This is a genomic window from Embleya sp. NPDC008237 (assembly GCF_042956465.1).
GTDB lineage: Bacteria > Actinomycetota > Actinomycetes > Streptomycetales > Streptomycetaceae > Embleya.
The window spans coordinates 145,528-170,497 of the sequence record NZ_JBIBGL010000004.1; the positions used below are offsets into that span (position 1 = coordinate 145,528).

23 protein-coding genes are annotated in these 24,970 nt (G+C 69.0%); 15 read left to right on the forward strand and 8 right to left on the reverse strand.

Annotated elements, in window-relative coordinates; all coding sequences use genetic code 11:
• Positions 1-343: 343 nt before the first annotated feature.
• From ACFZBU_RS11125 to ACFZBU_RS11155, 7 genes are all read left to right on the forward strand, one after another.
• Positions 344-1,390 carry a D-isomer specific 2-hydroxyacid dehydrogenase family protein gene (locus ACFZBU_RS11125; RefSeq protein WP_391583217.1) on the forward strand — a complete coding sequence of 349 codons (1,047 nt, stop codon included), beginning with the start codon at positions 344-346 and terminating at the stop codon, positions 1,388-1,390.
• A complete protein-coding gene (gene vanA, locus ACFZBU_RS11130) occupies positions 1,383-2,432 on the forward strand; it encodes a D-alanine--(R)-lactate ligase (protein WP_391583218.1) in 1,050 nt (349 codons plus the stop codon). Before ACFZBU_RS11125 ends, vanA begins: the two co-directional genes overlap by 8 nt.
• The gene (vanX, locus tag ACFZBU_RS11135; RefSeq protein ID WP_391583219.1) at positions 2,429-3,037 is read left to right on the forward strand and encodes a D-Ala-D-Ala dipeptidase VanX; all 609 of its coding nucleotides are present in this window, start codon (positions 2,429-2,431) and stop codon (positions 3,035-3,037) included. Before vanA ends, vanX begins: the two co-directional genes overlap by 4 nt.
• A 355-nt stretch (positions 3,038-3,392) precedes the next feature.
• On the forward strand, positions 3,393-4,088 hold the full coding sequence (locus ACFZBU_RS11140; protein WP_391583220.1) for a response regulator transcription factor: 696 nt from the start codon (positions 3,393-3,395) through the stop codon (positions 4,086-4,088).
• Between the two features lie 140 nt (positions 4,089-4,228).
• Positions 4,229-5,002 carry a type I methionyl aminopeptidase gene (gene map, locus ACFZBU_RS11145; RefSeq protein ID WP_391583221.1) on the forward strand — a complete coding sequence of 258 codons (774 nt, stop codon included), beginning with the start codon at positions 4,229-4,231 and terminating at the stop codon, positions 5,000-5,002.
• A 449-nt stretch (positions 5,003-5,451) separates the two neighbouring features.
• Positions 5,452-6,162 carry a FadR/GntR family transcriptional regulator gene (locus ACFZBU_RS11150; RefSeq protein WP_391583222.1) on the forward strand — a complete coding sequence of 237 codons (711 nt, stop codon included), beginning with the start codon at positions 5,452-5,454 and terminating at the stop codon, positions 6,160-6,162.
• Positions 6,159-7,403, forward strand: coding sequence for a CynX/NimT family MFS transporter (locus tag ACFZBU_RS11155; protein ID WP_391583223.1), 1,245 nt, complete (start codon positions 6,159-6,161; stop codon positions 7,401-7,403). Before ACFZBU_RS11150 ends, ACFZBU_RS11155 begins: the two co-directional genes overlap by 4 nt.
• An 81-nt stretch (positions 7,404-7,484) precedes the next feature.
• Here ACFZBU_RS11155 and ACFZBU_RS11160 read toward each other — a convergent pair whose 3' ends face one another.
• A complete protein-coding gene (locus tag ACFZBU_RS11160) occupies positions 7,485-8,633 on the reverse strand; it encodes a serine hydrolase domain-containing protein (RefSeq protein WP_391583224.1) in 1,149 nt (382 codons plus the stop codon).
• Positions 8,634-8,804: 171 nt separating this feature from the next.
• Here ACFZBU_RS11160 and ACFZBU_RS11165 point away from each other — a divergent pair, with 171 nt between their 5' ends.
• Positions 8,805-9,464, forward strand: a complete 660-nt coding sequence (locus ACFZBU_RS11165) for a TetR/AcrR family transcriptional regulator (protein WP_391583225.1) — start codon at positions 8,805-8,807, stop codon at positions 9,462-9,464.
• Positions 9,465-10,201: 737 nt separating this feature from the next.
• On the opposite strand, the gene ACFZBU_RS11170 is transcribed toward ACFZBU_RS11165, so the two are convergent.
• Entirely contained in the window at positions 10,202-10,717 is a 516-nt protein-coding gene (locus ACFZBU_RS11170; RefSeq protein ID WP_391583226.1) for a winged helix-turn-helix transcriptional regulator, read from the reverse strand.
• 214 nt (positions 10,718-10,931) lie between these two features.
• Here ACFZBU_RS11170 and ACFZBU_RS11175 point away from each other — a divergent pair, with 214 nt between their 5' ends.
• Both ACFZBU_RS11175 and ACFZBU_RS11180 read left to right on the forward strand, forming a co-directional pair.
• Positions 10,932-12,344 (forward strand): MFS transporter, encoded by a 1,413-nt coding sequence (locus ACFZBU_RS11175; protein ID WP_391583227.1) that lies wholly within the window; start codon positions 10,932-10,934, stop codon positions 12,342-12,344.
• A 5-nt stretch (positions 12,345-12,349) separates the two neighbouring features.
• Positions 12,350-12,907, forward strand: coding sequence for a GNAT family N-acetyltransferase (locus tag ACFZBU_RS11180; RefSeq protein WP_391583228.1), 558 nt, complete (start codon positions 12,350-12,352; stop codon positions 12,905-12,907).
• Between the two features lie 98 nt (positions 12,908-13,005).
• Here ACFZBU_RS11180 and ACFZBU_RS11185 read toward each other — a convergent pair whose 3' ends face one another.
• Both ACFZBU_RS11185 and ACFZBU_RS11190 read right to left on the reverse strand, forming a co-directional pair.
• Positions 13,006-13,626: an L-threonylcarbamoyladenylate synthase gene (locus ACFZBU_RS11185; protein WP_391583229.1), complete on the reverse strand. Its 621-nt coding sequence runs from the start codon at positions 13,624-13,626 to the stop codon at positions 13,006-13,008.
• Positions 13,627-13,837: 211 nt separating this feature from the next.
• On the reverse strand, positions 13,838-14,356 hold the full coding sequence (locus ACFZBU_RS11190; protein WP_391583230.1) for a cupin domain-containing protein: 519 nt from the start codon (positions 14,354-14,356) through the stop codon (positions 13,838-13,840).
• A 126-nt stretch (positions 14,357-14,482) separates the two neighbouring features.
• Here ACFZBU_RS11190 and ACFZBU_RS11195 point away from each other — a divergent pair, with 126 nt between their 5' ends.
• Positions 14,483-15,055 carry a TetR/AcrR family transcriptional regulator gene (locus ACFZBU_RS11195; protein ID WP_391583231.1) on the forward strand — a complete coding sequence of 191 codons (573 nt, stop codon included), beginning with the start codon at positions 14,483-14,485 and terminating at the stop codon, positions 15,053-15,055.
• Positions 15,056-15,319: 264 nt separating this feature from the next.
• Here the strand turns inward: ACFZBU_RS11195 and ACFZBU_RS11200 are convergent, their stop codons facing one another.
• A complete protein-coding gene (locus ACFZBU_RS11200) occupies positions 15,320-16,252 on the reverse strand; it encodes a LysR family transcriptional regulator (protein ID WP_391583232.1) in 933 nt (310 codons plus the stop codon).
• A 72-nt stretch (positions 16,253-16,324) separates the two neighbouring features.
• Here ACFZBU_RS11200 and ACFZBU_RS11205 point away from each other — a divergent pair, with 72 nt between their 5' ends.
• On the forward strand, positions 16,325-17,215 hold the full coding sequence (locus ACFZBU_RS11205) for an alpha/beta fold hydrolase (RefSeq protein WP_391583233.1): 891 nt from the start codon (positions 16,325-16,327) through the stop codon (positions 17,213-17,215).
• A gap of 199 nt (positions 17,216-17,414) precedes the next feature.
• On the forward strand, positions 17,415-18,242 hold the full coding sequence (locus ACFZBU_RS11210; protein WP_391583234.1) for an LLM class flavin-dependent oxidoreductase: 828 nt from the start codon (positions 17,415-17,417) through the stop codon (positions 18,240-18,242).
• Between the two features lie 96 nt (positions 18,243-18,338).
• On the opposite strand, the gene ACFZBU_RS11215 is transcribed toward ACFZBU_RS11210, so the two are convergent.
• The 3 genes from ACFZBU_RS11215 to ACFZBU_RS11225 all read right to left on the reverse strand — a co-directional run bounded on the left by ACFZBU_RS11215 (position 18,339) and on the right by ACFZBU_RS11225 (position 20,675).
• The gene (locus tag ACFZBU_RS11215; protein WP_391583235.1) at positions 18,339-19,112 is read right to left on the reverse strand and encodes a TIGR03084 family metal-binding protein; all 774 of its coding nucleotides are present in this window, start codon (positions 19,110-19,112) and stop codon (positions 18,339-18,341) included.
• 22 nt (positions 19,113-19,134) lie between these two features.
• A complete protein-coding gene (locus ACFZBU_RS11220; protein ID WP_391583236.1) occupies positions 19,135-19,272 on the reverse strand; it encodes a hypothetical protein in 138 nt (45 codons plus the stop codon).
• Between the two features lie 98 nt (positions 19,273-19,370).
• Complete coding sequence (locus tag ACFZBU_RS11225; protein WP_391583237.1) at positions 19,371-20,675, reverse strand: phosphatase PAP2 family protein; 1,305 nt, start codon at positions 20,673-20,675, stop codon at positions 19,371-19,373.
• A gap of 405 nt (positions 20,676-21,080) precedes the next feature.
• Between ACFZBU_RS11225 and ACFZBU_RS11230 the strand changes: the two genes are divergently transcribed.
• Positions 21,081-23,441, forward strand: coding sequence for a phosphoketolase (locus tag ACFZBU_RS11230; protein WP_391583238.1), 2,361 nt, complete (start codon positions 21,081-21,083; stop codon positions 23,439-23,441).
• A 333-nt stretch (positions 23,442-23,774) separates the two neighbouring features.
• Positions 23,775-24,794, forward strand: coding sequence for an aldo/keto reductase (locus ACFZBU_RS11235; protein WP_391583239.1), 1,020 nt, complete (start codon positions 23,775-23,777; stop codon positions 24,792-24,794).
• Positions 24,795-24,970: the final 176 nt, after the last annotated feature.

The following is a 24,970-nucleotide window of genomic DNA, read 5'->3' on the forward strand; positions in this document are numbered from 1 at the left end:
GGCCCGCCTGGTCGGCGTATTCGTGGCCGTCCGACGTACTCGTGGCCGTCCGACGTATTCGCCGGCCGAGGCGACGAAGAGGCCGCCCGGCGCGGCTCGCTGTGGATGACACCTCCAGTCAACTCAGCGTGGTGTTGCGGGCGCGTATGCGGCTTTCGACTTGCCGACGAGATGCCATCGACCTGTGACGTCGAGCACCTATGTGCGTGAACCGTCGAGGACCAATCGCCCGCCCACGACGATCAAGAAAACGCACCCCCCTGCAATACCGGCCGGTAACATAGCGTCGGCATATCGAAAACCACATACGCGCCGGCAACACCACGCTCTCTTGACTGAGGGCATGACGCACAGCGAACCGGCACGAACAGCCGCCCGCCGCACCCGATCGCAGGAATCCTCGTCCTCCTCGACGGTGCCGGCATCGGTGGGAATCACGATTTATGGATGCGAGCCGGACGAGGCCGTTCTGTTCCGAGAGATGACGCCTCGCCTCGGCGTGGTGCCCACCATCACGGAGGCAGCGGTATCCGAAGCCAATATCGAACTGGCCTTCGGCAATCGATGCATCAGCGTCGGTCACAAGACTCGGGTCACGGATTCCACTCTTCGTGCGCTCCGCCGAGCCGGGGTAACTTACGTCTCCACGAGAAGCATCGGATACAACCATATCGATGTGAACTACGCGGAGAGTGTCGGCATCTGCGTCGAAAACGTGACCTATTCACCCGACAGCGTGGCCGACTACACCCTCATGCTGATGCTGATGACGGTGCGGAATGCAAAAGCCATCATCCGCCGCACGGATATCCACGACTACACGTTGGACGATGTGCGCGGGAAAGAGCTACGCGACCTGACCGTCGGGGTGATCGGAACGGGACGCATCGGCTCGGCCGTCATGGACAGGCTGCGGGGTTTCGGCTGCCGAATACTGGCCCATGACAATCGTCCCGCCGCGTCCGCTGTCGATTACGTCTCCCTCGACGAATTGCTACGGCTGAGCGACATCGTAACGCTTCATACACCGCTCGACGCGAACACACACCATCTCCTGAACCGTAGACGCATCGAGCAGATGAAGCACGGTGCACTCATTGTCAATACCGGACGCGGTTCGCTTCTCGACACCGAGGCCCTGGTTTCCGCGTTGGAAAGCGGCAGGTTGGGCGGCGCGGCTTTGGATGTCCTCGAAGGAGAGGAGGGAATATTCTACGCCGACCACCGAGACAAGGCCTTCGAAAGCAAATCGTTGATGCGACTGCAAGGACTACCGAATGCAATCATCAGTCCGCACACCGCGTACTACACGGACCACGCCCTGCGTGACACCGTCGAAAATTCCATCACCAACTGCCTGGACTTCGAAAGCAGGAATCAGCATGGATAAGCTGAGGGTCGGAATCATATTCGGAGGCTGTTCCGAAGAACATCCCATCTCCATCAAATCCGCACAGCGGGTCGCCGGAAGCCTCGATACCGAAAAATACGTGCCGTTCTTCATCGGAATCACGAAGAGCGGCACGTGGAAGCTCTGCGACGGACCCGGCGAGGATTGGGAGGCAGGAAATTGCCGTCCGGTCGTGCTGTCACCGGACAGAGGCGTCCACGGATTGCTCGTCCTGGAGCAGGGCGGGCAGGGACGATACGACACCATCGGCTTGGACGTCGTGTTGCCCGTTCTGCACGGCACACTCGGCGAGGATGGTGCGATACAGGGCCTGCTGGAGCTCTCCGGAATCCCGTACGTCGGCTGCGATGTCCAAAGCTCCGCTCTGTGCATGGACAAATCCCTCGCCTACGCCGTCGCCGGAAGCGCGGGAATTGCCACGCCGAGTTTCCGGACCGTCATGGCGAACGAGAACATCGATGCCAACAGGCTCGACTACCCCGTCTTTGTGAAGCCGGCCCGTTCGGGGTCGTCCTTCGGGGTCGGCAAGGTATCTCGGAAAGAAGAACTCCCGAGTGCGTTGGAAGCCGCAAGAAGGTACGACTCGAAGGTGTTGATCGAAGAGGCCGTCGTCGGCAGCGAGGTCGGGTGCGCCATATTGGGGAACCACCCGGATGTGATCACCGGCGAGGTGGACCGAATCGCCCTCTCCCACGGTTTCTTCAAAATCCATCAGGAGCGGGATCCCGAGGGCGGTTCCGACAATTCGACACCCATCGTCCCGGCCGACATTTCGACGGAGGCGCGCTCGCTCGTCCAGGAGACGGCAAAGGCCGTATATCGAGCCTTCGGATGCAGTGGACTGGCGCGCGTGGACATGTTCCTCAAGGAAAATGGAGAGGTGGTCCTCAACGAGGTCAACACCCTGCCCGGCATGACCTCGTACAGCCGCTATCCGAGAATGATGGCGGCCGCCGGGTTGCCGCTTTCCGAAGTGATCGACCGGCTGGTGTCCTCGGCCATGGGCAGGAAAAGCCGATGAAAGACGGCTTCGTCTTCGTGGACGAGTTCGTGTCCGGAGTGCTTTGGGATGCCAAGTACGCCACCTGGGACAATTTCACCGGCAAACCGGTGGACGGCTATCTGGCAAATCGCATCGTCGGCACACGGGCATTGTGCACGGCCCTGGAAGGAGCGCGAGAAGAGGCCGCGTCCCGTGGCTTCGGCCTGCTTCTCTGGGACGGCTATCGTCCTCAACGCGCCGTGGATAGCTTTCTGCGCTGGTCCGAACAGCCGGAGGACGGCCGGACGAAGGCACGGCATTATCCGAATATCGACAGGGCCGAGATGTTCGAACAAGGATACGTGGCCGCCAAATCGGGTCACAGTCGAGGCGGCACCGTCGACCTGACGCTCTATCACTCGGCCACCGGTGAACTTGCTCCCATGGGGGGCGACCACGACCTGATGGATTCGATCTCACATCACGGGGCCGAAGGAATCACGCACGTCGAAGCGAGGAACCGCGAATACCTTCGTTCCATCATGGAGGACTGCGGTTTCAGCTCCTACGACTGCGAGTGGTGGCACTACACGCTGAAGGACGAACCTTATCCGGACACCTACTTCGATTTTCCCATAGCGTAGTCGAGCCGGGGATGAATCGAAGTCGTCGTGATGTCGCAGGCGTCCTGCCCGGCAGCCGATCGAGGTAGGCGGCGAGCGCGTCGAGGCTCCGGCAGTCCGGGGCGACCTTGCCAAGTCGCCCTCGACCACCGGAGCTTCGACGCGGGTCTCCGGCGGTCGGTGGGCACGGGAGGCACCGCAGGACGTCCCGGCCCGGCGGCCGACGACAACGGCGTGGACGCCGGGTATCCGCCGGAACGCCATGCCCCCCATGGTTCGTTCCGCCGACCGGTCAAGGCAGCGTGGTGCCGTAATGCCGGGCGCGGATGTGGTTTTCGATACGCCGACGATAAGCGCCGGCTCGTAGCATCGGCACATGCGCGTGTTGATCGTGGAGGATGAACCCTATATGGCGGAAGCCATCCGCGATGGCCTACGCCTGGAAGCGATCGCGGCCGACATCGCAGGTGACGGTGACACCGCTCTGGAACTGCTGAGCATCAACGCCTACCACATCGCCATCCTCGACCGGGACATTCCCGGACCCTCCGGTGACGAGATCGCCAAGCGCATCATCGCCTCCGGCTGCGGCATGCCGATCCTCATGCTCACCGCCGCCGACCGTCTCGACGACAAGGCCACCGGGTTCGAGCTCGGCGCGGACGACTACCTCACGAAACCGTTCGAGCTCCGAGAACTCGTGCTCAGGCTCAGGGCACTCGACCGCAGGCGTGCGCACAACAGGCCGCCCGTGCGGGAGATCGCAGGTCTGCGGCTGGATCCGTTCCGCCGAGAGGTCTACCGCGACGGGCGCTACGTCGCGCTGACCAGAAAGCAGTTCGCGGTGCTCGAAGTCCTCGTCGCCGCCGAAGGCGGTGTGGTCAGCGCCGAAGAACTCCTGGGGCAGGCATGGGACGAGAACGCAGACCCGTTCACCAACGCCGTGCGCATCACGGTCTCGGCACTGCGCAAACGGCTCGGCGAACCCTGGATCATCGCCACGGTAGCCGGCGTCGGGTACCACATCGACACCCAAGCGCTCCCCGGACCCGAGGATGGGGACCGGCGCTAGTCCGCCGGGTCGAGCGCCCGTTTCGAACTCCGCCCCGCCCCGCGTAAGCCGGGGGTGGGCGGCAGTCCGACCATGGTCCCAATTCTAATACCGGTATAGTTTGGCCGGTATAATTATTGGATGCATGAGAAGGGCGCCACATGATCGAGATCCTGAACCCCACCGAACTGGCCCGAGCAAGGGACACGGGCGCCCTGGTCGCCGGCATCCTGCAGACCCTGAAGAGCCGTAGCACGGTCGGCACGAACCTCCTGGACATCGATCGGTGGGCCGCGGCGATGATCGTCGAGGCCGGAGCGGAGTCCTGCTACGTCGACTACGCGCCGTCCTTCGGACGCGGGCCGTTCGGCCACTACATCTGCACGGCCGTCAACGACGCCGTGCTGCACGGACTGCCGTACGACTACGCCCTCGCCGACGGCGATCTGCTGACCCTCGACCTCGCCGTCTCCAAGCGCGGAGTCGCCGCGGACTCCGCCATCAGCTTCATCGTGGGCGACTCGAAGCCCCCGGAGAGCGTCGCGATGATCAGCGCAACCGAACGCGCCTTGAGCGCAGGGATAGCCGCTGCCGGACCCGGGGCCCGCATCGGCGACATCTCCCATGCCATCGGCTCGGTCCTCGGTGCGGCGGGGTACCCGATCAACACCGAGTTCGGCGGTCACGGCATCGGATCGACGATGCACCAGGACCCGCACATCTCGAACACCGGGCGGCCCGGCCGTGGGTACAAGCTGCGCCCCGGGCTTCTGCTGGCACTGGAGCCGTGGGTCATGGCGGACACCGCCGAGCTCGTCACCGATGCCGACGGCTGGACGCTCCGAAGCGCAACGGGCTGCCGCACGGCCCACAGCGAGCACACGATCGCCATCACCGACGACGGGGCCGAGATCCTCACCTTGCCGACCCGGTGAACTCGTGACATCGAAGCCACGCCGGCGTGACCGAGCGCCCAGTCGGCGGATCGAGCAGACGAGTCGGCTGCTGCCGGAACGCCGACCGGGCTTCCGGCCATCACAGCGAACCTCGCCTACGCCCGGGCGACCGCGCCCCGCGGCGCCGACCGAACCGACGCAGTCGGCGGGTGCGGCCGCTCCGCCCGGAGTTCGCGTCGTCACGATGACGGCGCGCGCACGTCGGGGACAACGCGCCTGAAACGACCGGCCGAACGCACGGCCCTCGCCATGCGACAGGTTCGGCAGGCCGGCCGGGACGCCGCTCGGCACCCCGGCCCGCCCACCTCGTCCCTCGCCCACCCCACCCCAGCCCATCTCGCCCCACCCCATTCCGCCCCACCCCATGCCGTCACGACATCCCTCTTCATGTGATGTTCAAATGTCTGATGTTTGTATAGGCTGCCTCCATGAAGCGCATCAGTACACCGCGCAGGACGGCAAGCCTGTCCGCGCAGCTCGTGGACAGCCTCCGCTCGCACATCGAGACAGGTGGGTGGCCGGTGGGAACGCGAATCCCGCCGGAGCAGGTCCTCATCGAGGAGCTCGGGGTCGGACGCAGCACGCTGCGGGAGGCACTCGGCGCGCTCGTGCACCTGGGCCTGCTGGAGGCCCGGGTCGGGGACGGCACCTACGTCCGCGCGTCGAGTGAGCTCCAGTCGGTCATGGTGCGGCGGGCGAGTTCCGCGCAGCGGGACAACGTTCTCGAACTGCGCACCGTCCTGGAGGAGTACGCCTCGGGCGCCGCCGCCCTGCGTCGCAGCGAGGACCAACTGCACCAACTGAGAGAGCTGTTGGCCGATGCCGACGCGGCCTGCGCCGGTGGGGACCTGCCCGCGGCCAGGGGTATCGACGCACTGTTCCACCGGGCCGTCGTCCGGGCGAGCGGAAACGACCTACTGATCGAGGTGTACGACTACCTCGGTACGGCTCTCACCTCCGCCCTGGGCGGCCTGCCTCCGGACTCCGACGGCGCCGAGGAGCATGCCGACCTGCACAGGCGACTCGTCGACGCGATCGAGGCCCGGGACGAGAGCGGCGCCCGCGACGCGGCGGCTGCGATCGTCCGGCTCACCCGCGACCTGGAGGCCCTGGCACCACGGGCGGCGGAGGAACAGTGAATCCGCAGACGTCTTCGATACCCCGTCGGCACCCCACCCCCGAGGTGCCGGCCGCGGACAACACCCGGCCTGCCGTGTCGATCGGCCTCGTCGTCGCGATCTGCCTCGTGGCGGTGAACCTGCGTACCGGTCTCACCGGTGTCGGTACGCTCCTGCCGGAGATCGAGCACGGCAGCGGCCTGTCGTCGAGCTGGGGCGGCCTCCTGACCACCCTCCCGCTGCTGACGTTCGCCGCGACGTCGCCTCTGGTGGCCCGGGCCTCTCACCGCTTCGGCAGCGCACGCCTGCTGGTGGCGGCCCTCGGCGCGCTGGCCGTCGGAACCGTCGTCCGGTCGATCCCCTCGGTGATCTGCCTGTTCACCGGGACGGTGATCCTTTCCGCCGCCATCGCGTTCGGCAATGTGCTGCTGCCCGCACTGATCAGGCGGAGCGTGCCCGCACACCGCATTCAGGGCATCAGCGCTCTCTACGTCACCGTCATGGGCGCCACCGCCGCGGTCTCCTCCGGGATCTCCGCGCCGCTTTCCCACACCCTTCCGGGTTCCTGGCACACCGCTCTCGCCTGGGGCCTCGCCTTCGTCATCGCGGCGTTCCTCGCCTGGCTGCCCCGGATGCGGGGCGACAGGCCTCATGCCTCCACCGGCGTGACCCGCAGTCCGGTCCCCTGGCGATCGCGACTGGCGTGGCAGGTCAGCATGTTCATGGGTTTGCAGTCCCTGGCCTTCTACACCGCCGTCGCGTGGCTGCCCAGCATTCTGATCCACCATGGCGCGACCAGCACCGCAGCCGGTTGGATGCTTTTCTACTACCAGCTGATCGCCCTGGCAGCCGGCAGTCTCCTGCCCCTGCTCACCCGGGGCCGTCACGACCAACGATGGACCGCGGCCGGGGCCTCGGTCGTCGTGGCCGGCGGCTTCGCCGTGCTGGTGTCCGCCCCCGCGTTGTCCGTGTTGGCGTGCACCCTGCTCGGACTCGGTGGCGGCGTGTGCCTCGTCCTCGCGCTGACGTTTCAGAGCCAACGCGCCGGCAGCTCCGGCGAAGCAGCCGCGCTGGCGGGCATGGCGCAGTCGATCGGCTACCTCGTGGCGGCGGCGGGCCCCCTGCTCCTCGGCATCCTGCACGACACCACGGGCAGCTGGACACTCCCGCTCGTGGTCCTGGTCGTCCTCGGTGTTGCCATGGCAGGCGCCGGATACTGCGCCGGCCAAGACCGCCAAGTGCGCTGTTCCGCCGGTCGATAGGCGCGCACCACCGGGCGGCTACCGGGGCGGACATCGGCCCCGTCGGCAGCCCGCATGTTCGGCGCTTCATGCCCCCGGTGGTCATCGCTCCTGCGGCGGGGACTCGCCACCGGCGCCGCCCATGGCCACCCGGTGGAAGGCCGCGAGCGCATCGTCGATGGGATGGGGCTGCGGCCTGCCCGAGGGGTCGAGTCGGTTCCACCTCTGCAGGTTCACCGCGACCGACATCTGTCGCCCGCCGTCGGCGTCGATCATCGACATCGTTCCACCACCCCAGACCGTACCGCCGTGGCCCCAAACGACACCGCCGCCGGGGATCCGCATCGGGTACAGACCGAGGCCGTAGTCGATCGGCTTGCCCTCCTGGGAAATGATCGGGACGGTGCTCTGCATCTGCGCCAGCGACGACCGGTCGACGATCTCGCCGGCAAACAGCATGCCGAAAAAGCGATTGAGATCCGCGACGGTCGAGATCAGCGAAGCCGAGGGGCCCACCCACGACATGTCGTAGACGCTGTAGTCGCGCGGCGGGTCGATCATGCCGAACCACGCCTCGTAGAGCAGCGAGTGCGGCCCGTGGACGTGCGGTCCGTCGGGAAAGGCGGTGTCCTGGAGCCCGGCCCGCTCGATGACGTTCCGGGTGATGCAGTCCTCGGCCGTCGTTCCGGTCACCTCTTCCAGGAGTTGCCCTAGAAGCAGGTAGTTGGTGTTGGAGTACACCCCGGGGGTGCCGCCCACTGCGCCGACGGCGGGTGCGGAGACCCCCATCCCGATCAGCTCGGTGGCGTGGAATGGCGTGAACCGGTGGTCGTCCAGGCTCTGCGGTCCGGTGTCCGCGAGGACGGGGAACGCCCTGAGGGAAGGGTAGGCGTACGGGAGGTACTCGGCGAGGCCGCTCGTGTGGTTGATCAGCATCCGTACCGTGATCGCGTCACCGCGTTCCCCGGGTACCAGCTTCGGAAGGTACCGGCCGATCGGTGCGTCGAGCCCGATCCGACCGTTCTCGACCTGTTGCAGGACCGCCGCGGCGGTGAAGGTCTTGGTGCAACTGCCCACGCGGTGCCGCATGTCGACGACAACGGGCCGGCCGGTGGCGACGTCGGCGACCCCGGCGGCACCGCGCCAGACCCGGTCACCGTCGCGTACCTCGGCGAACAGGCCCGGAACGCCGGCGCGGTGGACGTTCTCGATGGCTGCGTTCAACGCCGCGGAATCCAGTGGGTTGTTCACGTCATGCGTCCTTTCGTATCCCCCCGGGTGGGCGCCGCGTCGGTCGCCTGACCCACACCACAGGGCACGAGTGGCATGCCGACCGCCCGGCATGCTCATGTCCTCATTATGCACGCGGTGCGTGCAACACCAAGTGCATAAGCTAGGCTGAGATCCGGCGAAAGGAACGAGATGGCAGGCCGAAGGCGTTGGTCGACCGAAGAAATCCTGGACACGGCGGCGGATTTGCTGCGCACGAACGACGCGGATTCGTTCAGCGTGCGCAAGTTGGCCGCAGTCCTCGGGACCGATTCCTCCAGCCTGTACCGGCACTTCCGCAGCAAGACCGAACTGCTGCGCGCAGTCGCCGACCGGGTCCTCCTCGCCGCCATGGACGGCCACCGCCCCGAGGGCGACTGGAAGCAGCGCATCACGTCGCTGGCTCTACGCCTGAAAGACGCCTTCGGACAGCAGCCCCAGCTCGCCGCGGTCTGGGGACGCTACGCGTCGAGCGGCACCGGCTCCCGGCTGGTCATGGAAGAGGTGCTCCAGGCCCTGCGCGCGTCGGGACTGCCCGACGCGGAAATCCCGGTGCGCTACCACCGGATCGCGGTCCTCATCGCCGCGTTGATCACCGCCGAAGCCGGAATCGACACGATCACCCCCGAAGAATACGAACAGGGCGTGGAGCTGTTCCGCGTAGCGGTACTGGGCGCCGACCCCGAACGCTTCCCGGCCCTGACCCACTTCGCCCGCGACGTCCGCCCCCTCGGGGAGGACCGCCGCGCCGCATTCGAAGAAATCCTCGCCGCTCAACTCGCCCACATCGAGGCCACAATCCGCCCGAGCTAGTGCCGCGCCCGGCAACGTTTGCCCCGTCGCGGTGTTCGGTGCGGTGCATCGGCGTGCCGCCGGAACGTTCTCGTACTGGAGTACTCGGACGTTTCGGCGGGGCGGCGAGGTGCCGTGCCGGGCGCCGCGACGGGGTGAACGTTGCCGGGCGCGGCACTGGTGTCCTGAGTCGCAATTTCGCAAGCGACCGCCCCTCCTGCCCGGCCCGCCTGTGTGCGGCGCGCGTGGAGTTCGCGGTTCGGGGCACGCAAGAGACATGAGGGTGTTGACGGACCTGGGCGGGTCGAACCGCCCGCGCTCGATGGACCGGTATCTCGACGGGCTCGGCGCGTCGCGGCGACGCCGGCTGTGGCCGTCGTCGAAAGCCCTTTGGCGCCTGATGTCGATCCCCCGGTCGGCACGCGCGAGACTCGGGGGCCCAACAGCACTGTGAGCGGGAAGAGTTGCCCCGTCGTTCGAGCGCACCGGCAGCCACCGCTCACGACGACGCGCCCTTGTACCGCCCGGTCCCTGTCGCAACACGGTCGGCAAGCCGAGGCAACAGGTCGCCGCGCGACGCAACCATGATCGAATCGTAGTTCCCCGGGTCGAAACCGATCGTCAGGTCGACGAAAACACCGTCGTCCCCGAGGACTTCCGCCAGGCTCGGACGCACGGGGCCTTGCGGTGCCGCGGTCGGACGCCCGAGGCGTGCGGCACCCGGGGCGACGGCGCACACCGGCCGGGATCGCGGGAGGTCAGGAAGTGGGTTCCGGTTGCTGCGGTGGCTTCGGTGCCCGCCAGGCGGGGTTCTTTCGGATGCCGACCTGTTCCAGTTCGAGGATGTCGCCGGTTTCGCTGCGGAGTTCGACGTGGACCGGGACGCCGGTCTCGTGGTCGATGTAGTGCAGCGGTGCCGTGCCGTCCTGCAGGTGCTTGTCACCCCATTGCATCAGGGCCATGATCACCGGGAACAGGTCGCGGCTCATCTCGGTGAGCACGTATTCGTCGCGGGTGCGGCCGCCGTCCTCCCGGTAGGGGCGCTTGGCGAGCAGGCCGGCCTCGGTCAGGCGCCGCAATTGCTGGGCGGCGGCGCGGTCGGTGATGCCGATTCGGCCGGCGAAGCCGCTGAACCGGGTCGTGCCGTAGCACGCCTCGCGCAGGATCAGCAGCGCGGAGCGGGTTCCGACCACCTCCAGTGCCTTGACCAGTGAGCAGTGATCCGTCTTCCACGCGCCGAGGTCGGCAAGCGCGCCCTCCATGACAACCGGCATGGCCCCATGATATCCACTCCGACTTGATCCTTGTATAGCCAGACCCCCCTACCTATACTCCGGGATAGTTAGAGTCCTGCCTCCCACTCCCGCAACGGGTGGAAGAGCGCTGCCCTTGACCGGATATCCGGGAAGCCGGCACAGCCGGGACACCCGAGATGGCCGGGACACCGGGTCGGCCAGGACATCCGGCACGAATCGCGAGGGGATTCCCATGACCACGCAGACCGCACCACCCCCCGAGGGCGTGCGACAGGACCCCGGTAGGCCGTCGGCGATCACGTTCGTCGTGTGCTCCGCAGCGTTCATGGCGATGCTCGACGTGTTCGTGGTCAACGTCGCCTTCACCGACATCGGCAAAGAATTCGGCGCCCCGCTCGCGGACCTGAGCTGGGTCCTCAACGCCTATGCCATCGTCTACGCGGCGCTGCTGGTCCCCGCCGGGCGCCTCGCCGACCGGTACGGACGCAAACCGGCGTTCCTGGCCGGACTGGCGTTGTTCACCGCGGCGAGCGCCGCCTGCGCCTTGGCACCCGAGTTGTGGTCGCTGGTGTTCTTCCGCGGGGTGCAGGCGGTCGGCGCGGCCGTGCTCACCCCGGCCGGTCTCGGGCTGCTGCTCACCGCGTTGCCGGCGGCGCGCCGGACCGGAGCGGTCCGGATCTGGGCCACCACCAGCTCGTTCGCGGCCGCGGTCGGCCCGGTGGTCGGTGGCGGTCTGGTGGAACTGTCCTGGCGCTGGGTGTTCCTGATCAACATCCCGGTCGGCGTGGCGGCCTTCCTGGCGGCCCGCCGTGTGCTCCCCGACCTGCGGGACACCTCGGCCGTACGCATGCCGGACCCGCTCGGCACGGCGGCACTGATCGTCGCCTTCGGCGCGGTCTCACTGGCCCTGGTCAAGGGCCAGGAGTGGGCGTGGACCGGAGCGGCGACCGTCGGCACCTTCGCGCTCGCCGCCGTCGGTATCGCGGTGTTCGTCGTTCGCATCCTGCGTCACCCGGCACCGGTCGTGGATCCGGCCCTGTTCCGGACACCGGCCTTCGTCTGGGCCAACATCACGGTATTGCTGTTCTGCACCGCCTTCGGCGCGGTCTTTCCGTCCGTGGTGCTGTGGCTGCAGGGTCCCGCCGGCTACTCCACCCTGGTCGCCGGCCTGGCCATCGCACCGGGCCCGCTGATGGTGCCGCCATTCGCGGCCGTCGGCCGTCGTCTGGCCACGCGCGTTCCGGCCGGAGCCCTGGTCGCGGCGGGGAATCTGCTGTTCGCCGGCGGTGCCCTGCTGCTGGCCGCAGGTGCGTCCTCCGATACCCGGTACGCGACGCAGATCCTGCCGGGATGGCTCGTCATCGGTGTGGGCATCGGCCTGGCCCTGCCCGTCATGCTCTCCCAGGCCACCGCGCAGTTGCCCGGCGCCCAGGCCGCCACCGGCAGCGCCGTGGTCAACACCAGCCGCCAACTGGGGTACGTCCTCGGCGTCGCCCTCCTGGTCGCCGTCCTCGGGACGGCCGGTACCGCACCCGATCCGGCGCACGCCTTTCGACACGCCTGGTGGTTCATCGCCGCCACCGCCGCCGGGTCCGCCGCCACCGCCTTCGGCATCACCGGCCGCACCCGGAGCCGATCATCGTGACCACCGTGACCGCGTCCGACACCGTGCACCTGCGCTCGTGGCACGCGGACGACATCGACAGGCTCGACCGGGCCGCCGCCGGCATCTCACGACACGCGCTCGCCCTGCGGTTCGGCGTGCCGTGCACCACGATCCCCGACTGGTACCGGGCCCGGATCATCGAAGGCCTGGCGCAGCGCACGTGGAACGCGTACGTGGCCGAGACCGGAGGCCGCATCGTGGGCTGGGCCGAGTACGGACTGAACAACGATCCCCGCCACGCCGACATCGCCGCCCTGGTCTGCGACCGGTACCAGGGAATCGGCCTCGGCACGCGTTTGGTCCGGGAAGTCGCGTCGCTGGCCCGGGCGGCCGCGGTGTGCGTGTTGCACGCCCAGATCCAGGTCGGGAACCAGGCCGCGCGCAAGGCCCTGTACGCGGCGTTGCCGGACCTGCGGTACACGGAACTGCAGGACGGACAGTGGCACTTCGTCGTGCACCTGCCGGAGGACTCGAACCGGACGACACCCGGGTCGCGCACCACCGGGTCGGGCTCTTCGACGGCGTTGTGCCGCGCCGGCTGACCCGCCGGGTCGGGGCGGCCGGTTCGGGCCCACCGCCGACGCGCGGGCCCGGGTCGTCGGCTCGACCCGGGCGCCGGCGTCTTCCCGAGATCCGGTCGCTACTCGAACCGCGCGGTGTCGCCCGCTCCTCGGCGTACGATCTCGACCTCGTCGCCGGAGAAGTCGATGACCGTGGTCGGCCGGGTGCCGCAATCGCCCGAGTCCACCACGGCGTCCACCACGTGGTCGAGCCGTTCCTTGATCTCCCAGCCCTGGGTCATCGGCTCCTCCTCGCCGGGCAGGAGCAGCGTGCTGGACAGGATCGGCTCACCGAGTTCGGCGAGCAGGGCCCGGGTGACGACGTGATCCGGGATCCGGACGCCGACCGTCTTCTTCTTCTGGTGCAACAGTTGCTTCGGCACCTCGGACGTCGCGCGGAGGATGAAGGTGTAGGGTCCCGGCGTCGATGCCTTGATGGCACGGAAGACGTCGTTGTCCAGGTACACGAACCGGCCCAGTTGAGCGAAGCTCTCGCACACCAGGGTGAAGTGATGCCGGTCGTCGAGGTTGCGGATCGTCCGGATCCGGCCGATGCCGTCACGGTTGCCCAATCCGCATCCCAATGCGAAACAGGAATCCGTCGGGTACGCGACGAGCGATCCGGAGCGGATCAGGTCGACCACGCTGCCGATGGTGCGCTGCTGGGGGTTCTCGGGGTGCACATCGAAATACTTCGCCATCCGCCGACCCTATGGGGACGACCGCTCGTTCCCGGCCGACGGATGCCATCCCGACCCCTGTCGAGGGAGGCAATCCTCGTCTCGAACCATGTCACGCGCTGCCGCGGGCGCGAGCATCGCCACCTCCGAGTCGGGCGTGCGCCGCCCCGCCCCGCGCCCGTGATCGGCGAGCCGCACGGTTCCTCGGCACCGTAGTGCGACCTGCCGGCGGTCACGCGCCGGGTGGCGGAGTGAGGTCGTAGCGGGCGATGACGTCCGGCAGCCAGTCGGGGCGGCCGAACTCGAGGCCGTACCCGGCGCCGAGCGCGAAGACGGCGTCCGGGGCGGGCGGACCGTCGGCGACCAGATCGGCGAGTTCGCGGAAGAAGTGCTCGAACCCGGCCGGGCTGATGACCTCGATCATCCGGGCGGGGGTCCGGCCGGCGTTCCACATGGTGTGCAGTTCGCCGCGCGGCTTGGTGATGTAGCCGCCCGCGCCGAGGACGGCCTCGCGGTCGCCGGAACGGAAGCCGATCTCGCCCTCGGTCACGATGGAGTACTCGTCCTCGCGGGTGTGCAGGTGCGGCGGGACGAGCGCGCCGACCGGGAACGGGTGCTCGACGATCGAGACGCTGCCGTTGGTGTCCCGGCCCCACAGTTTGAAGGCCACGCCGATGCTGCCCAGGTCTGCCTCGGCGCCTTCGCCGGGTCGGACGACGGTCAGGTGCGGTGCCTGCGTGATGCCGCTCATGGTGCGGCCTCCTTCAGAGATTTACCGATACACTGGTGTTCTCTCGAATTCGAGTCTGCGCCGGTGGGCGGGGGGTGTCAACAGTTGAGTGAACAGGACCGTTCTCCGAAATTGCGGTCGTACACCATGACCCGCCGCGCCGAACAGATCGGCGAGACCCGGCAGCGGATCATCGACGCCGCCGTCCACCTGCACGGCACCGTCGGGCCCGCCGCGACCAGCATCGCCGCGATCGCCGAACGGGCGGGCGTCACCCGGCTCACCGTCTACCGGCACTTCCCCGACGACACGGCACTGTTCGCCGCCTGCTCGCAGGACTGGCTCGCGCGCCGGCCCCTGCCGCGCCCCGACCAATGGGCGCTGATCCCCGCCCCCACCGAGCGACTGCGGACGGGCCTGACGGACCTGTACCGGTTCTACCGCTCCGGCGCGCAGATGCTCGCACTGGTCCACCGCGATCTCGACGCGATACCGGCGCCGATCCGCGAGGCACGGCAGGCCGGCGAGCGGCAGCAGGTCGAGGTACTGGCGTCGGCCTTCGCCGACCGGGGCCGCCGGGAGCGGCGGCTGCGCCGGGCACTGGCGGCCCACGCGGCGGCCTTCCCGACGTGGCGGTCGTTGTGCGAGGGGCAAGGGCTCACGGACGTGGAGGCGGTCGCGGCAATGACCGCCCTGGTCAGCAGACTTCCCGGCCGCTGAGGCTCGACCACCGCACCGGCTCGGCCCGTTCCGCCCGCTTCCCGCTCCCGCATCGACCGAGCACGGGGCGTTCCCCGGTCGGAATTCCACGAGGCCCAGTCCGTGCAGCTTCGTCGCGTAGTCGCTTCCTCGCCACGGACGCTCGGGCGCCCCGCACAAGACCTCCGGCGCGAGCGACCTTCCGCGCAAGTGAGCGCGAGTGGCCTTCCGCGCAAGTGACCTTTCGGCGCCAGCGACCTTCCGGCGCGAGCAACCTTCCGCGCGTCAAGCACCGACCGGCGGCGGCGCGAGTTCGGCCACGACCTCGACGGCGATCTCGATCGCCCGGGCGGCGAGTGGCGAGTGGGTACGCCCGGCCCGCCAGTGCAGGTGGATCTCCCGTGCGGGCAGGGATGGGCGTAGCTCGTGCACGCGGAACCTGTCGTCGGTGGGGACGCCGGGACCGGTGATGGCCAGCCAGGGCAGCACCGCCGATCCCATGCCCGCTCGCACCATCGACAACAGGGCGTCGTTGACCGCGGTGCGGAACACCACCTGCGGGCGGGCGCCGCTGCGGGCGATCGCCTGTTCCATCGAGGGCTGGTCGCAGGTCAGCGGCCAGGCCACCATCGGTGCCCCGTCGAGTCGTTCCAGCGGCACCGGACCGTCGGGGAAGGCGCCGGCGCCTGCCACCAACAGGTACGGATCGTCGAGCAGCTTGAGGTGCTCGACGTCGCCGTCGTCGATGCGGCCGTCGTAGAACAGCAGGTCGAGGTCACCGATCCGCGGCTGCTCCGGCTCCTCCTCGAACAACCTGATGTCGCAGCCGGGGTGCTCGGCTCGCAGGCGGCTCACGACCGACGGCAGGATCACGGTGGACACGCTCTGGAACGTGCCGATGTCGATCCGGCCGTCTCCGGCCTTGAACCGATCCACGGCGTGGGCCAACGCCTCCGCCTTCGCCAGCAGTTCGCGGCCCTGGCCCAGGACCACGGAGCCGAGCGGGGTCAGCCGTACCGGCTTGGGACCGCCCGGCCGTTCGAACACCGGACCGCCGACGGCCCTCTCCAACGCGGCGATCCGTTGGCTCACCGTCGACTGGGTGTACCCGAGACGGACGGCCGCCCGACCGAACGAGCCCTCTTCGGCAATGGCGACCATCGCCGCCAGGTGGCGCAACTCGACGTCGATCACGCATGCCAGCGTAACGACGACCATTGGCACAGGCAATCGAATCGATCGGAATTCATCGCTTTTCACGATGGAGTCATGGGCTCTAGCGTTTCGGACATGACTTCTTCGCAAGCACACGACGAGCAACTTCTCCGGGTGAACGGCGTCGAGCTCTGCGCCCAGACCTTCGGCGACCCGGCCGCCCCCGCCCTGCTGCTCATCGGCGGCGCCGAGGCGTCGATGGACTGGTGGGACGACGAGTTCTGCGCGGGCCTCGCCGCCGGCGGGCGGCACGTCGTCCGGTACGACACCCGGGACACCGGCCGCTCCACGACCTTCCCGCCCGGCGAGCCGCCCTACGGAAGCGACGCCCTGCTCGACGACGCCGTCGGCCTGCTCGACGCGCTCGGCATCGCGGCCGCCCACATTGTCGGTGTCTCCATGGGCGGCGACATCGCCCAGCACCTGGCCGTGCACCGCCCCGAGCGGGTCGCGTCCCTGACGCTCGTCGCCACCAGCCCGGGCGGGCCCGGCGGGCCCGCCCACCCCGACCTGCCGCCGATGAGCAAGGAGTTGGCGGAGCAGTTCGCCGAGGGTGGCGACGAGGCGCCCGACTGGTCCGACCGCGAGGCGGTCATCGCGTACTACACCGCCGGCGAGCGCACCTTCGCGGGCACCATCCCCGTCGACGAGGAGCGGGTACGCCGCGTCGTCGGCCGCGCCTGGGACCGCAGCCCGGCCCTGGCGTCGGCACAGAACCACTGGCGGCTCGACGGCGGCGAGCCCGTCCGCGACCGCCTCGGCGAGATCACGGCGCCCACGCTGGTGTTGCACGGCACCGCGGACCCGCTGTTCCCGTACGGGCACGGCGAGGCACTGGCCCGGGAAATCCCGGGAGCACGGCTCGTCCCGCTCAGTGGCATGGGGCACCAGATGCCGTCGCCGGAGCTCTGGGACATCGCGATTCCGGCAATCCTCTCGATCTCCGAAGCCCGGCCGACGACGTGACGCCGCCGGCGGAACTCACGGGAATCGACCTGCCGAGCCGGAGGTACGACGACCGCACGTCGTCGCGGATGCCGATGGGGAACGACTTCACGTCGGTCCTGGTGCCGATGTGGGACGACTTCGCATCGGTCCCGGTCCCGGTCCCGGTGTGCCACGACTTCACATCCGTCCGAACGCCGCGCACGGAAGGAGACCGCCGGTGAACCGGCTACGGTCCGCACTCTGGCTGCCGCTCTTCGACGACCTCGCCGATCCGCGCGTGGTCGCGCGCCTCGCCGCCGAAGCGGAGGAAGCCGGGTGGGACGGCTGCTTCGTGTGGGATCACCTGTGCCTGCAGGCGCCGCCGGTCCGCCAGGTCGCCGACCCGTGGATCGCGCTGACGGCGATCGCGACCGCGACCGAGCGCCTGCGGCTCGGTCCGATGGTGTCGCCGCTTGCCCGTCGACGGCCGGCCAAGGTCGCGCGGGAGACGGCGACTCTGGATCGGCTCAGCAACGGCCGCCTCACCCTCGGCGTCGGCCTCGGCAGCGACCGGTTCGGCGGTGAGCTGTCCAAGACCGGCGAGCAGATCGACGACCGGCGGCGCGGGCAGATGCTCGACGAGTCTTTGGCGATCCTGGCCGCCGCCTGGTCCGGCGAGCCGGTGCGCCATCGCGGTGAGCACTACACGGTCGACGACATCACGTTCCTGCCGCGGCCGACTCAGCGGCCCGGTGTGCCGGTGTGGGCCGCCGGGTTCCCGGGCAACCTCAAGCCGATCCGCCGGGCCGCCCGGCTCGACGGCTTCTTCCCGGTCGGTCTCGAGCACCCGGATCGACTCGCCGAGGTCGTCGCCACCCTCGCCGAGCTCCGACCGGGCGCGAGCGGACCGTACGAGATCGCCGTCGGCCTGCCCTTCGACGTCGACCCACTGCCGTACGCCGCGGCCGGCGCGACCTGGTGGATGCCGGAGTTCGATCCGGGCGTACCGCTCGACACGGTGCGCGGCGTACTCCGCGACGGGCCGGCGAGTCCGGGCGGCGACTGAGGACGGGCCGGCCGCCTACCGGTCGACGCGGGCGTCCGATGGCGCCGGGCCCCGCGCCGGCCACCCGGCACTCGGGCCGGTTCGCCACCGACCTTTTCAGAGGAAAACGCGTGCGTTCTCCAGCCACGTCCGCGCGTCCGCACCGACCGCCGTGAGGTCGGTCTCGGCTCGGGATCTGCGTTGGGTGACTCGAAGGCAGAAGTCGAGGGCGCTGCCCTGTACGCGTTGTGTCGCATGCTCTGGGCCCCAGGCCCAGGTCCCGCCGTCGGGGGCGGTCAACTCGACGCGGAACGGCTCTGCGGGAAGAGGCAGTTGGGCGGCATGGAAGGACAGCTCTCGTCCGATCACTCCCAAGGAGGCCACATGCCGGAGTCGAGCCGTCGGACGACGTGCGACACCCAGGGCATCGAAAACGTCCTGCCCGTGGGCCCACACCTCCATGAGTCGAAGCGGCGCCACGAGCGTTGCGCTCACCTGCGAGCCGTACCAGGGAAACCCGTCGTCCAGAGGTGCGTTCCGCAGTGCCGCCGCCACCTCGGCCCGACCGGCCCGCCATTGTTCCAGCAGTACCGATCGCGGTTTGGCTGCTCCCGCCGCGGCATCGAGATCGGCGTATCGGCTGCCCGCGGCGTCCGCCTGCTTCAGTACGTCGTCGAACGCCTCCGGGGTCCGTATGGCGATGAGAACGTTCGCATCGGCGGAAGCAAGATGGGCGATCTGGTGCGCGATCGTCCATCCCGCCGCCGGGGTGGGCCTGGTCCAGTCGGTCTGCGCCGACACCAGGGCGTCGAGTTCATCCCCCTCGGCCACCAAGTCGGGCAGAACAACGTCGCGTTCCAGGCCGGACACGTCAAGACCGTAGTTCAGCATCCGATTTCACCTTCCGGTTCGGCTACGCGATGTGACCGCGGTTGACGGTTTGTGGCGACTGCGCCCACCAGGACGGCACCACGGCAGGGTGTTGCTCGTGCGCGTCGACCGCGGCCGAACCCTTCGCGACGAGCAGCCGCGCGTACTCGGCAAAGCGCACACCGATGTCCCCGTCACCTGGACACGAAAGCCGGTGCCGCTTCGAGAGAGCGGCACCGACTTCGTCGTCCTGGGCGCACGGTGCCCGGCGTTCGGCTGTCACGCCGGGAGGAGTAGTTGGGGTTCGGGGCGCTTTGCCGGTGCGGTGTTCGGGTTCCACAGTCTGGTGGTTCGTATGTAGCAGTGGATGACCGAGGTCATGGCCAGGATGAGCAGCGGCCCGAACACCCACGGATGTTCGGCCATCTCCACCGGCAGATAGCGGTACGACACCAGGAGCACGGCGAAGACCGCCGCGCCGTAGGTGACCAGCAGGACTCCGCGCCGGTCCCAGCCGCGGTCGAACGCGCGCATGGCCGCCTCGATCGTGAGCGCGAACACCACGCCGGCCACGAGGTCCACGCCGTAGTGGTAGCCGAATCCCAGCGTGGCCGCGAGCGTGCCGATCAGCCAGAACGTTCCGGCGAAGCGGAAGAACCACGAGCCGCTGCGGGAGTGGACGAAGAGCGTCGTGGCCCACGCCGTGTGCAGGCTGGGCATGCAGTTCCGGGGGGTGATCTCGTCGAACCGGATCGGGCGCGGGGTGCCGATCGGCGGTGCGGTGTCCGGCCACAGGTTGGCCATGGCCCAGTGCCCGCCGTCCGCGCCGTAGGCGAAGACCGGTCCGACCACCGGGAAGATCATGTAGATGCTCGGTCCGAGCAGGCCGATGACCAGGAAGGTGCGCACCAGGTGATGGCCCGGGAAGCGGCGCTGGACCGCCACGTGGCGTAGTTGGTAAAGCGCGACGATGGCCGCCGCCAGCGGGAGTTGGCCATAGATGCCGCCGAGTAGGTGGGCGCCGACCGGGCCGGTGGCCTCGACCGCTCGGCCCACCAGCCACGACGGGTCACCCAGTGCGTGATCGGCGGTCGCCACGTACTGGTCGAGCACGTTCGGGCGGGTCATCGACGTGATGTGCAGCCAGGTGTCGCCCGTCTTGTGGCCTGCCACCAGCAGCAGTCCCAGCCCGACGCCCTTCAGCAGCAGGACGCGTTCCCGGCCGGTGCGGCGCGTGACGGCGATGACGGCGCAGCCCAGGATCACCCACAACGCGCCGTTGCCGAAGTTCATCCTGGCGTCGAGCAGCCACCGCACCGGCCAGAAAACAAGGTCGATGCCGATCGCGACACCGGCCGCGATGAACCGTTGTCGCCAGGTGAGCACCACCATCGTCAACGCCAGGCCGGCATACAGCAGCGGTCCCGAACTGGGGGCGAAGATCACCTCTCGCGCCTGATTGGTGATCGGCCCGGGTTGGCCGTGGTGACGCGCGACGATCTCCAGGGTGACCAGAAACGCGAGGGCTGCCACACCTCCTGCGGCCCACAGAATCGCCCGCGACCGACGCCGCACGGCGGTCATGGTGCTGCGACTTATTCGCGAAAGGGTTCGCACTGTTATGGATATCAATTGCTTGGCCGCTTTGTTGGATTTTAGTAAATGATCACCTTTTGCGCCGGTTTGCATGGATTTCCGGTGAGGGGAGGCGCTCGGTGTGACCGTCGTGAGTCGGATGATGTTACCGGAGCGGCGCGGACGGGCTTCGCCGGTCCGTCGATCCGGGGACCACGATCCCGAGCCTCCGGCCCGGCCACCGGTCGCTGTGGCCCACCCCGGGTCCGCAGGTACCGCCGCGGCGACCCCGACAACGCCGGCCACGTGTTCCGGTGGCCCGGTCCCATAGGGCCGTTCGGCCCTTCACCGTGCGCGTGAAGGACGTGAGTGTGGGAACGAGCGGAGTTCCGGCGACCCACGAGAGGAAGACCGATGACGATGGCGATTCCCGAAGGTCCCGACCTGACGACGGTGGATGCCTGGTGGCGGGCGGCGAATTATCTCGCGGTGGGACAGATCTACCTGAGCGGCAATCCGCTCCTGACCGAACCGCTGCGCCCCGAGCACATCAAACCGCGCCTGCTCGGACACTGGGGCACCTCCCCCGGCCTGAACCTGATCTACGCGCACCTGAACCGGGTGATCCGCGAACGCGGTACGCACGCCCTGCACGTCACCGGCCCCGGACACGGCGGCCCCTCCGCCCTCGCCGCGTCGTGGCTGGACGGCACCTACAGCGAGCGCTACCCGAACGTCTCCCGTGACGCCGCGGGCATGGTCGCGCTGTTCCGCCAGTTCTCCTATCCGGGCGGCGTGCCCAGCCACATCGCGCCCGGCGTGCCGGGCTCGATCCACGAGGGCGGCGAACTCGGCTACAGCCTCTCGCACGCGTTCGGCGCCGCGTTCGACAATCCGGACCTGGTCGTCGCGTGTGTGATCGGCGACGGCGAGGCCGAGACCGGGCCGCTCGCCGCGTCCTGGCACGGCAACAAGTTCCTCAGCCCGCGCACCGACGGCGCGGTGTTGCCGATCCTGCACCTGAACGGCTGGAAGATCGCCAACCCGACGCTGCTCGCCCGGATGCCGCGCGAGGAACTCGACGCGCTGCTCACCGGGTACGGATGGCGCCCCATCCACGTCGAAGGCGACGAACCCGCGCGCGTACACGCGGCGTTCGCCGCCGCGCTGGAGGAATCGCTGGAGGAGATCGCCGAGTTCAAGGCGACCGCGCAGGGGCGCCCGAGGTGGCCGATGATCGTGCTGCGCACCCCCAAGGGCTGGACCGGCCCACGCACCGTGGACGACGTGCCCGTCGAGGGCACCTGGCGCTCGCATCAGGTCCCGCTCGCCGGCGTGCGCGAGAACCCGGAGCACTTGGCCCTGCTGGAGACGTGGATGCGCTCCTACCGCCCGGACGAACTCTTCGACCAGGGCGGCCGGCCCACCCCGATCGTGCTCGCCAACGTGCCCACCGGCGACACCCGCCTGGGAGCCGTTCCCGAGGCCAACGGGGGCACCGTACTGCGGGATCTGCCGCTGCCCGACCCGCATTCCTTCGCGGTCAAGGTCACCGAGCCCGGCGCATCCTCGTCCGAACCCACCCGCGCGCTCGGCGAATACCTGCGCGAGGTCTTCGCCCGCACCGCGTCCCGCCGCGACTTCCGGCTGTTCGGCCCCGACGAGACCGAGTCGAACCGGCTCGGCGCGGTCTACGGCGCGACCACGAAGGCATGGCAGGAGCCGATCACCGATCTGGACACCCATCTGGCACCGGACGGCCGGGTCGTGGAGATCCTCTCCGAACACACCTGCCAGGGCATGCTGGAGGGCTACCTGCTGACCGGGCGCCACGGCGTCTTCTCGTGCTACGAGGCGTTCACGCACATCGTGTCCTCGATGTTCAACCAGCACGCCAAGTGGCTGCACGCCTCGCGCGAGATCGACTGGCGGCCGCCGATCGCGTCGCTGAACTACCTGCTCACCTCCCACGTGTGGCGCCAGGACCAGAACGGCTTCTCGCACCAGGACCCCGGCTTCGTCGACCACGTGATCAACAAACGCCCCGAGGTCGTCCGCGTCTACCTGCCGCCGGACACCAACACCCTGTTGTCGGTGGGCGATCACGCACTGCGCAGTCGCGGCCTGGTGAACGTCATCGTCGCCGGCAAGACGCCCAACCCCGACTGGCTCACCATGGACGAGGCGGTCCTGCACTGCACCCGCGGCGCCGGCGTGTGGGAGTGGGCCTCCAACGACGACGGCCGCCCCCAGGTGGTGCTGGCCTGCGCCGGCGACGTCCCCACCCTGGAGACGCTCGCCGCGGTCGACCTGATCCGCCGACACCTGCCCGAGTTGCGGGTGCGCGTGGTCAACGTGGTCGACCTGATGCGGCTGCTCCCCGAGAGCGAGCACCCGCACGGCATGCCCGACACCGAGTACGACGCGCTGTTCGGCACCGACGTCCCGGTGATCTTCGCCTACCACGGCTACCCGTGGCTGATCCACCGTCTCGCCTACCGCCGGCACAACCACGACCACCTGCACGTGCGCGGATACAAGGAGTACGGCACCACGACGACCCCCTTCGACATGGTCGTGCTCAACGACATGGACCGCTACCAGCGCGTGATCGACGTGATCGACCGCGTCCCCGGTCTGGGTACGCGCGCCGCGACGGTGCGCCAGAACATGCTCGACGCCCGGACCCGGCACCGCGCCTGGATCCTCGAACACGGCGAGGACATGCCAGAAGTACGCGACTGGATCTGGTCGCCCGGCCCGCACGGCAACTGATCACGGACGACGCGGGTCACGGCCGGCGGTGCGGCAGGCGCGGACCTGCATGACGATTTCGGCCGGTCGTCGTGCGTCGTGGCCGAGCATCGTGGCCCGCGTCGACGCGGAGGTTTCGGCTCCGCGCTCGAGGTGCCCCCGGGCCGGGCGTACGCCCTCGCCGCCCGGCCGTCGTTCACGCGCTTCCTCCGCCGTCTGCGCACTTGCCAAAGCGGAACCGCGTTCCGTATCGTTCTCGGAACGGGGTTCCGTTTTGCTCGTGATGCCGAGCGCGGGCCCGATACTCGAGCCGCGCATCGTCGGCACGTTCCACCCGCAACGAGGAGACACGTCATGCAGTACCGCACCTTGGGCCGTACCGGTGTGCAGGTCAGCGCCCTCGCGCTCGGCGCGATGAACTTCGGCAGGATCGGGCGCACCACCCAGGACGAGGTCACCACCATCGTCGATGCCGCCCTCGAGGCCGGGATCAATCTGATCGACACCGCCGACGTGTACAGCGGCGGCGAGTCGGAAGAGATGGTCGGCAAGGCCATCGCAGGCCGCCGCGACGACCTCGTGCTCGCCACGAAGGCGGGCCTGCCCATGGGCGACGAGCGCAACCACCAGGGCGCCTCGCGCCGCCGACTGGTCGCCGCCCTGGACGACAGCCTGCGCCGGCTCGGTGTCGACCACATCGATCTCTACCAGATCCACCGATGGGACCCCCGTACCGGCGACGAGGAGACCCTGTCGGCCCTGACCGACCTACAGCGCGCGGGCAAGATCCGCTACTTCGGCTCCTCGACCTTCCCCGCCTACCGCATCGTGCAGGCCCAGTGGGCGGCCCGCGAGCACCACCTGAGCCGCTACGTCACCGAACAGCCCAGCTACTCGATCCTGCAGCGCGGCATCGAGACCCACGTCCTGCCGGTGACCGAACAGTACGGACTCGGTGTGCTGGTGTGGAGCCCGCTCGCCTCGGGCTGGCTGTCCGGAGCCATCCGCGAGGGCCGGGAACTCTCGGGCAACCGTGCCGCGTTCATGCCGCAGCGGTTCGACACCACCATCCCCGCCAACCGCGCCAGGCTCGACGCCGTCGAGCGACTGGCCAAGGTCGCCGACGAGGCCGGGCTCACCATGATCCAGCTCGCACTAGGGTTCGTGACCGCGCACCCGGCCGTGACCGGCGCGCTCATCGGCCCCCGCACGCCGGAACACCTGCACTCGCAACTCGCCGCCGCCGACACCGTGTTGTCCGCCGACGTACTCGACGCGATCGACGAGATCGTCGCCCCCGGCACCGACCTGGCCGCGCACGAGAAGAACGACACCCCGCCCGCGCTGCTCGACCCGTCGCTGCGACGTCGCTGACCACGCAGGCTCCGGACCCGCCCTTCGGCATCCGGAGCCTGCGTGCTGCTCGGTGTACTCGGCCTCGCTCCGGCGGTCCGTGCCGTACCGGGCCGCACGCCGGTTCTCGGTGTCACGCGCCGAATTCTCGGTGTCACGCGCCGACAGGTGGCACGCGCCGATGGTTGCCACTCGAC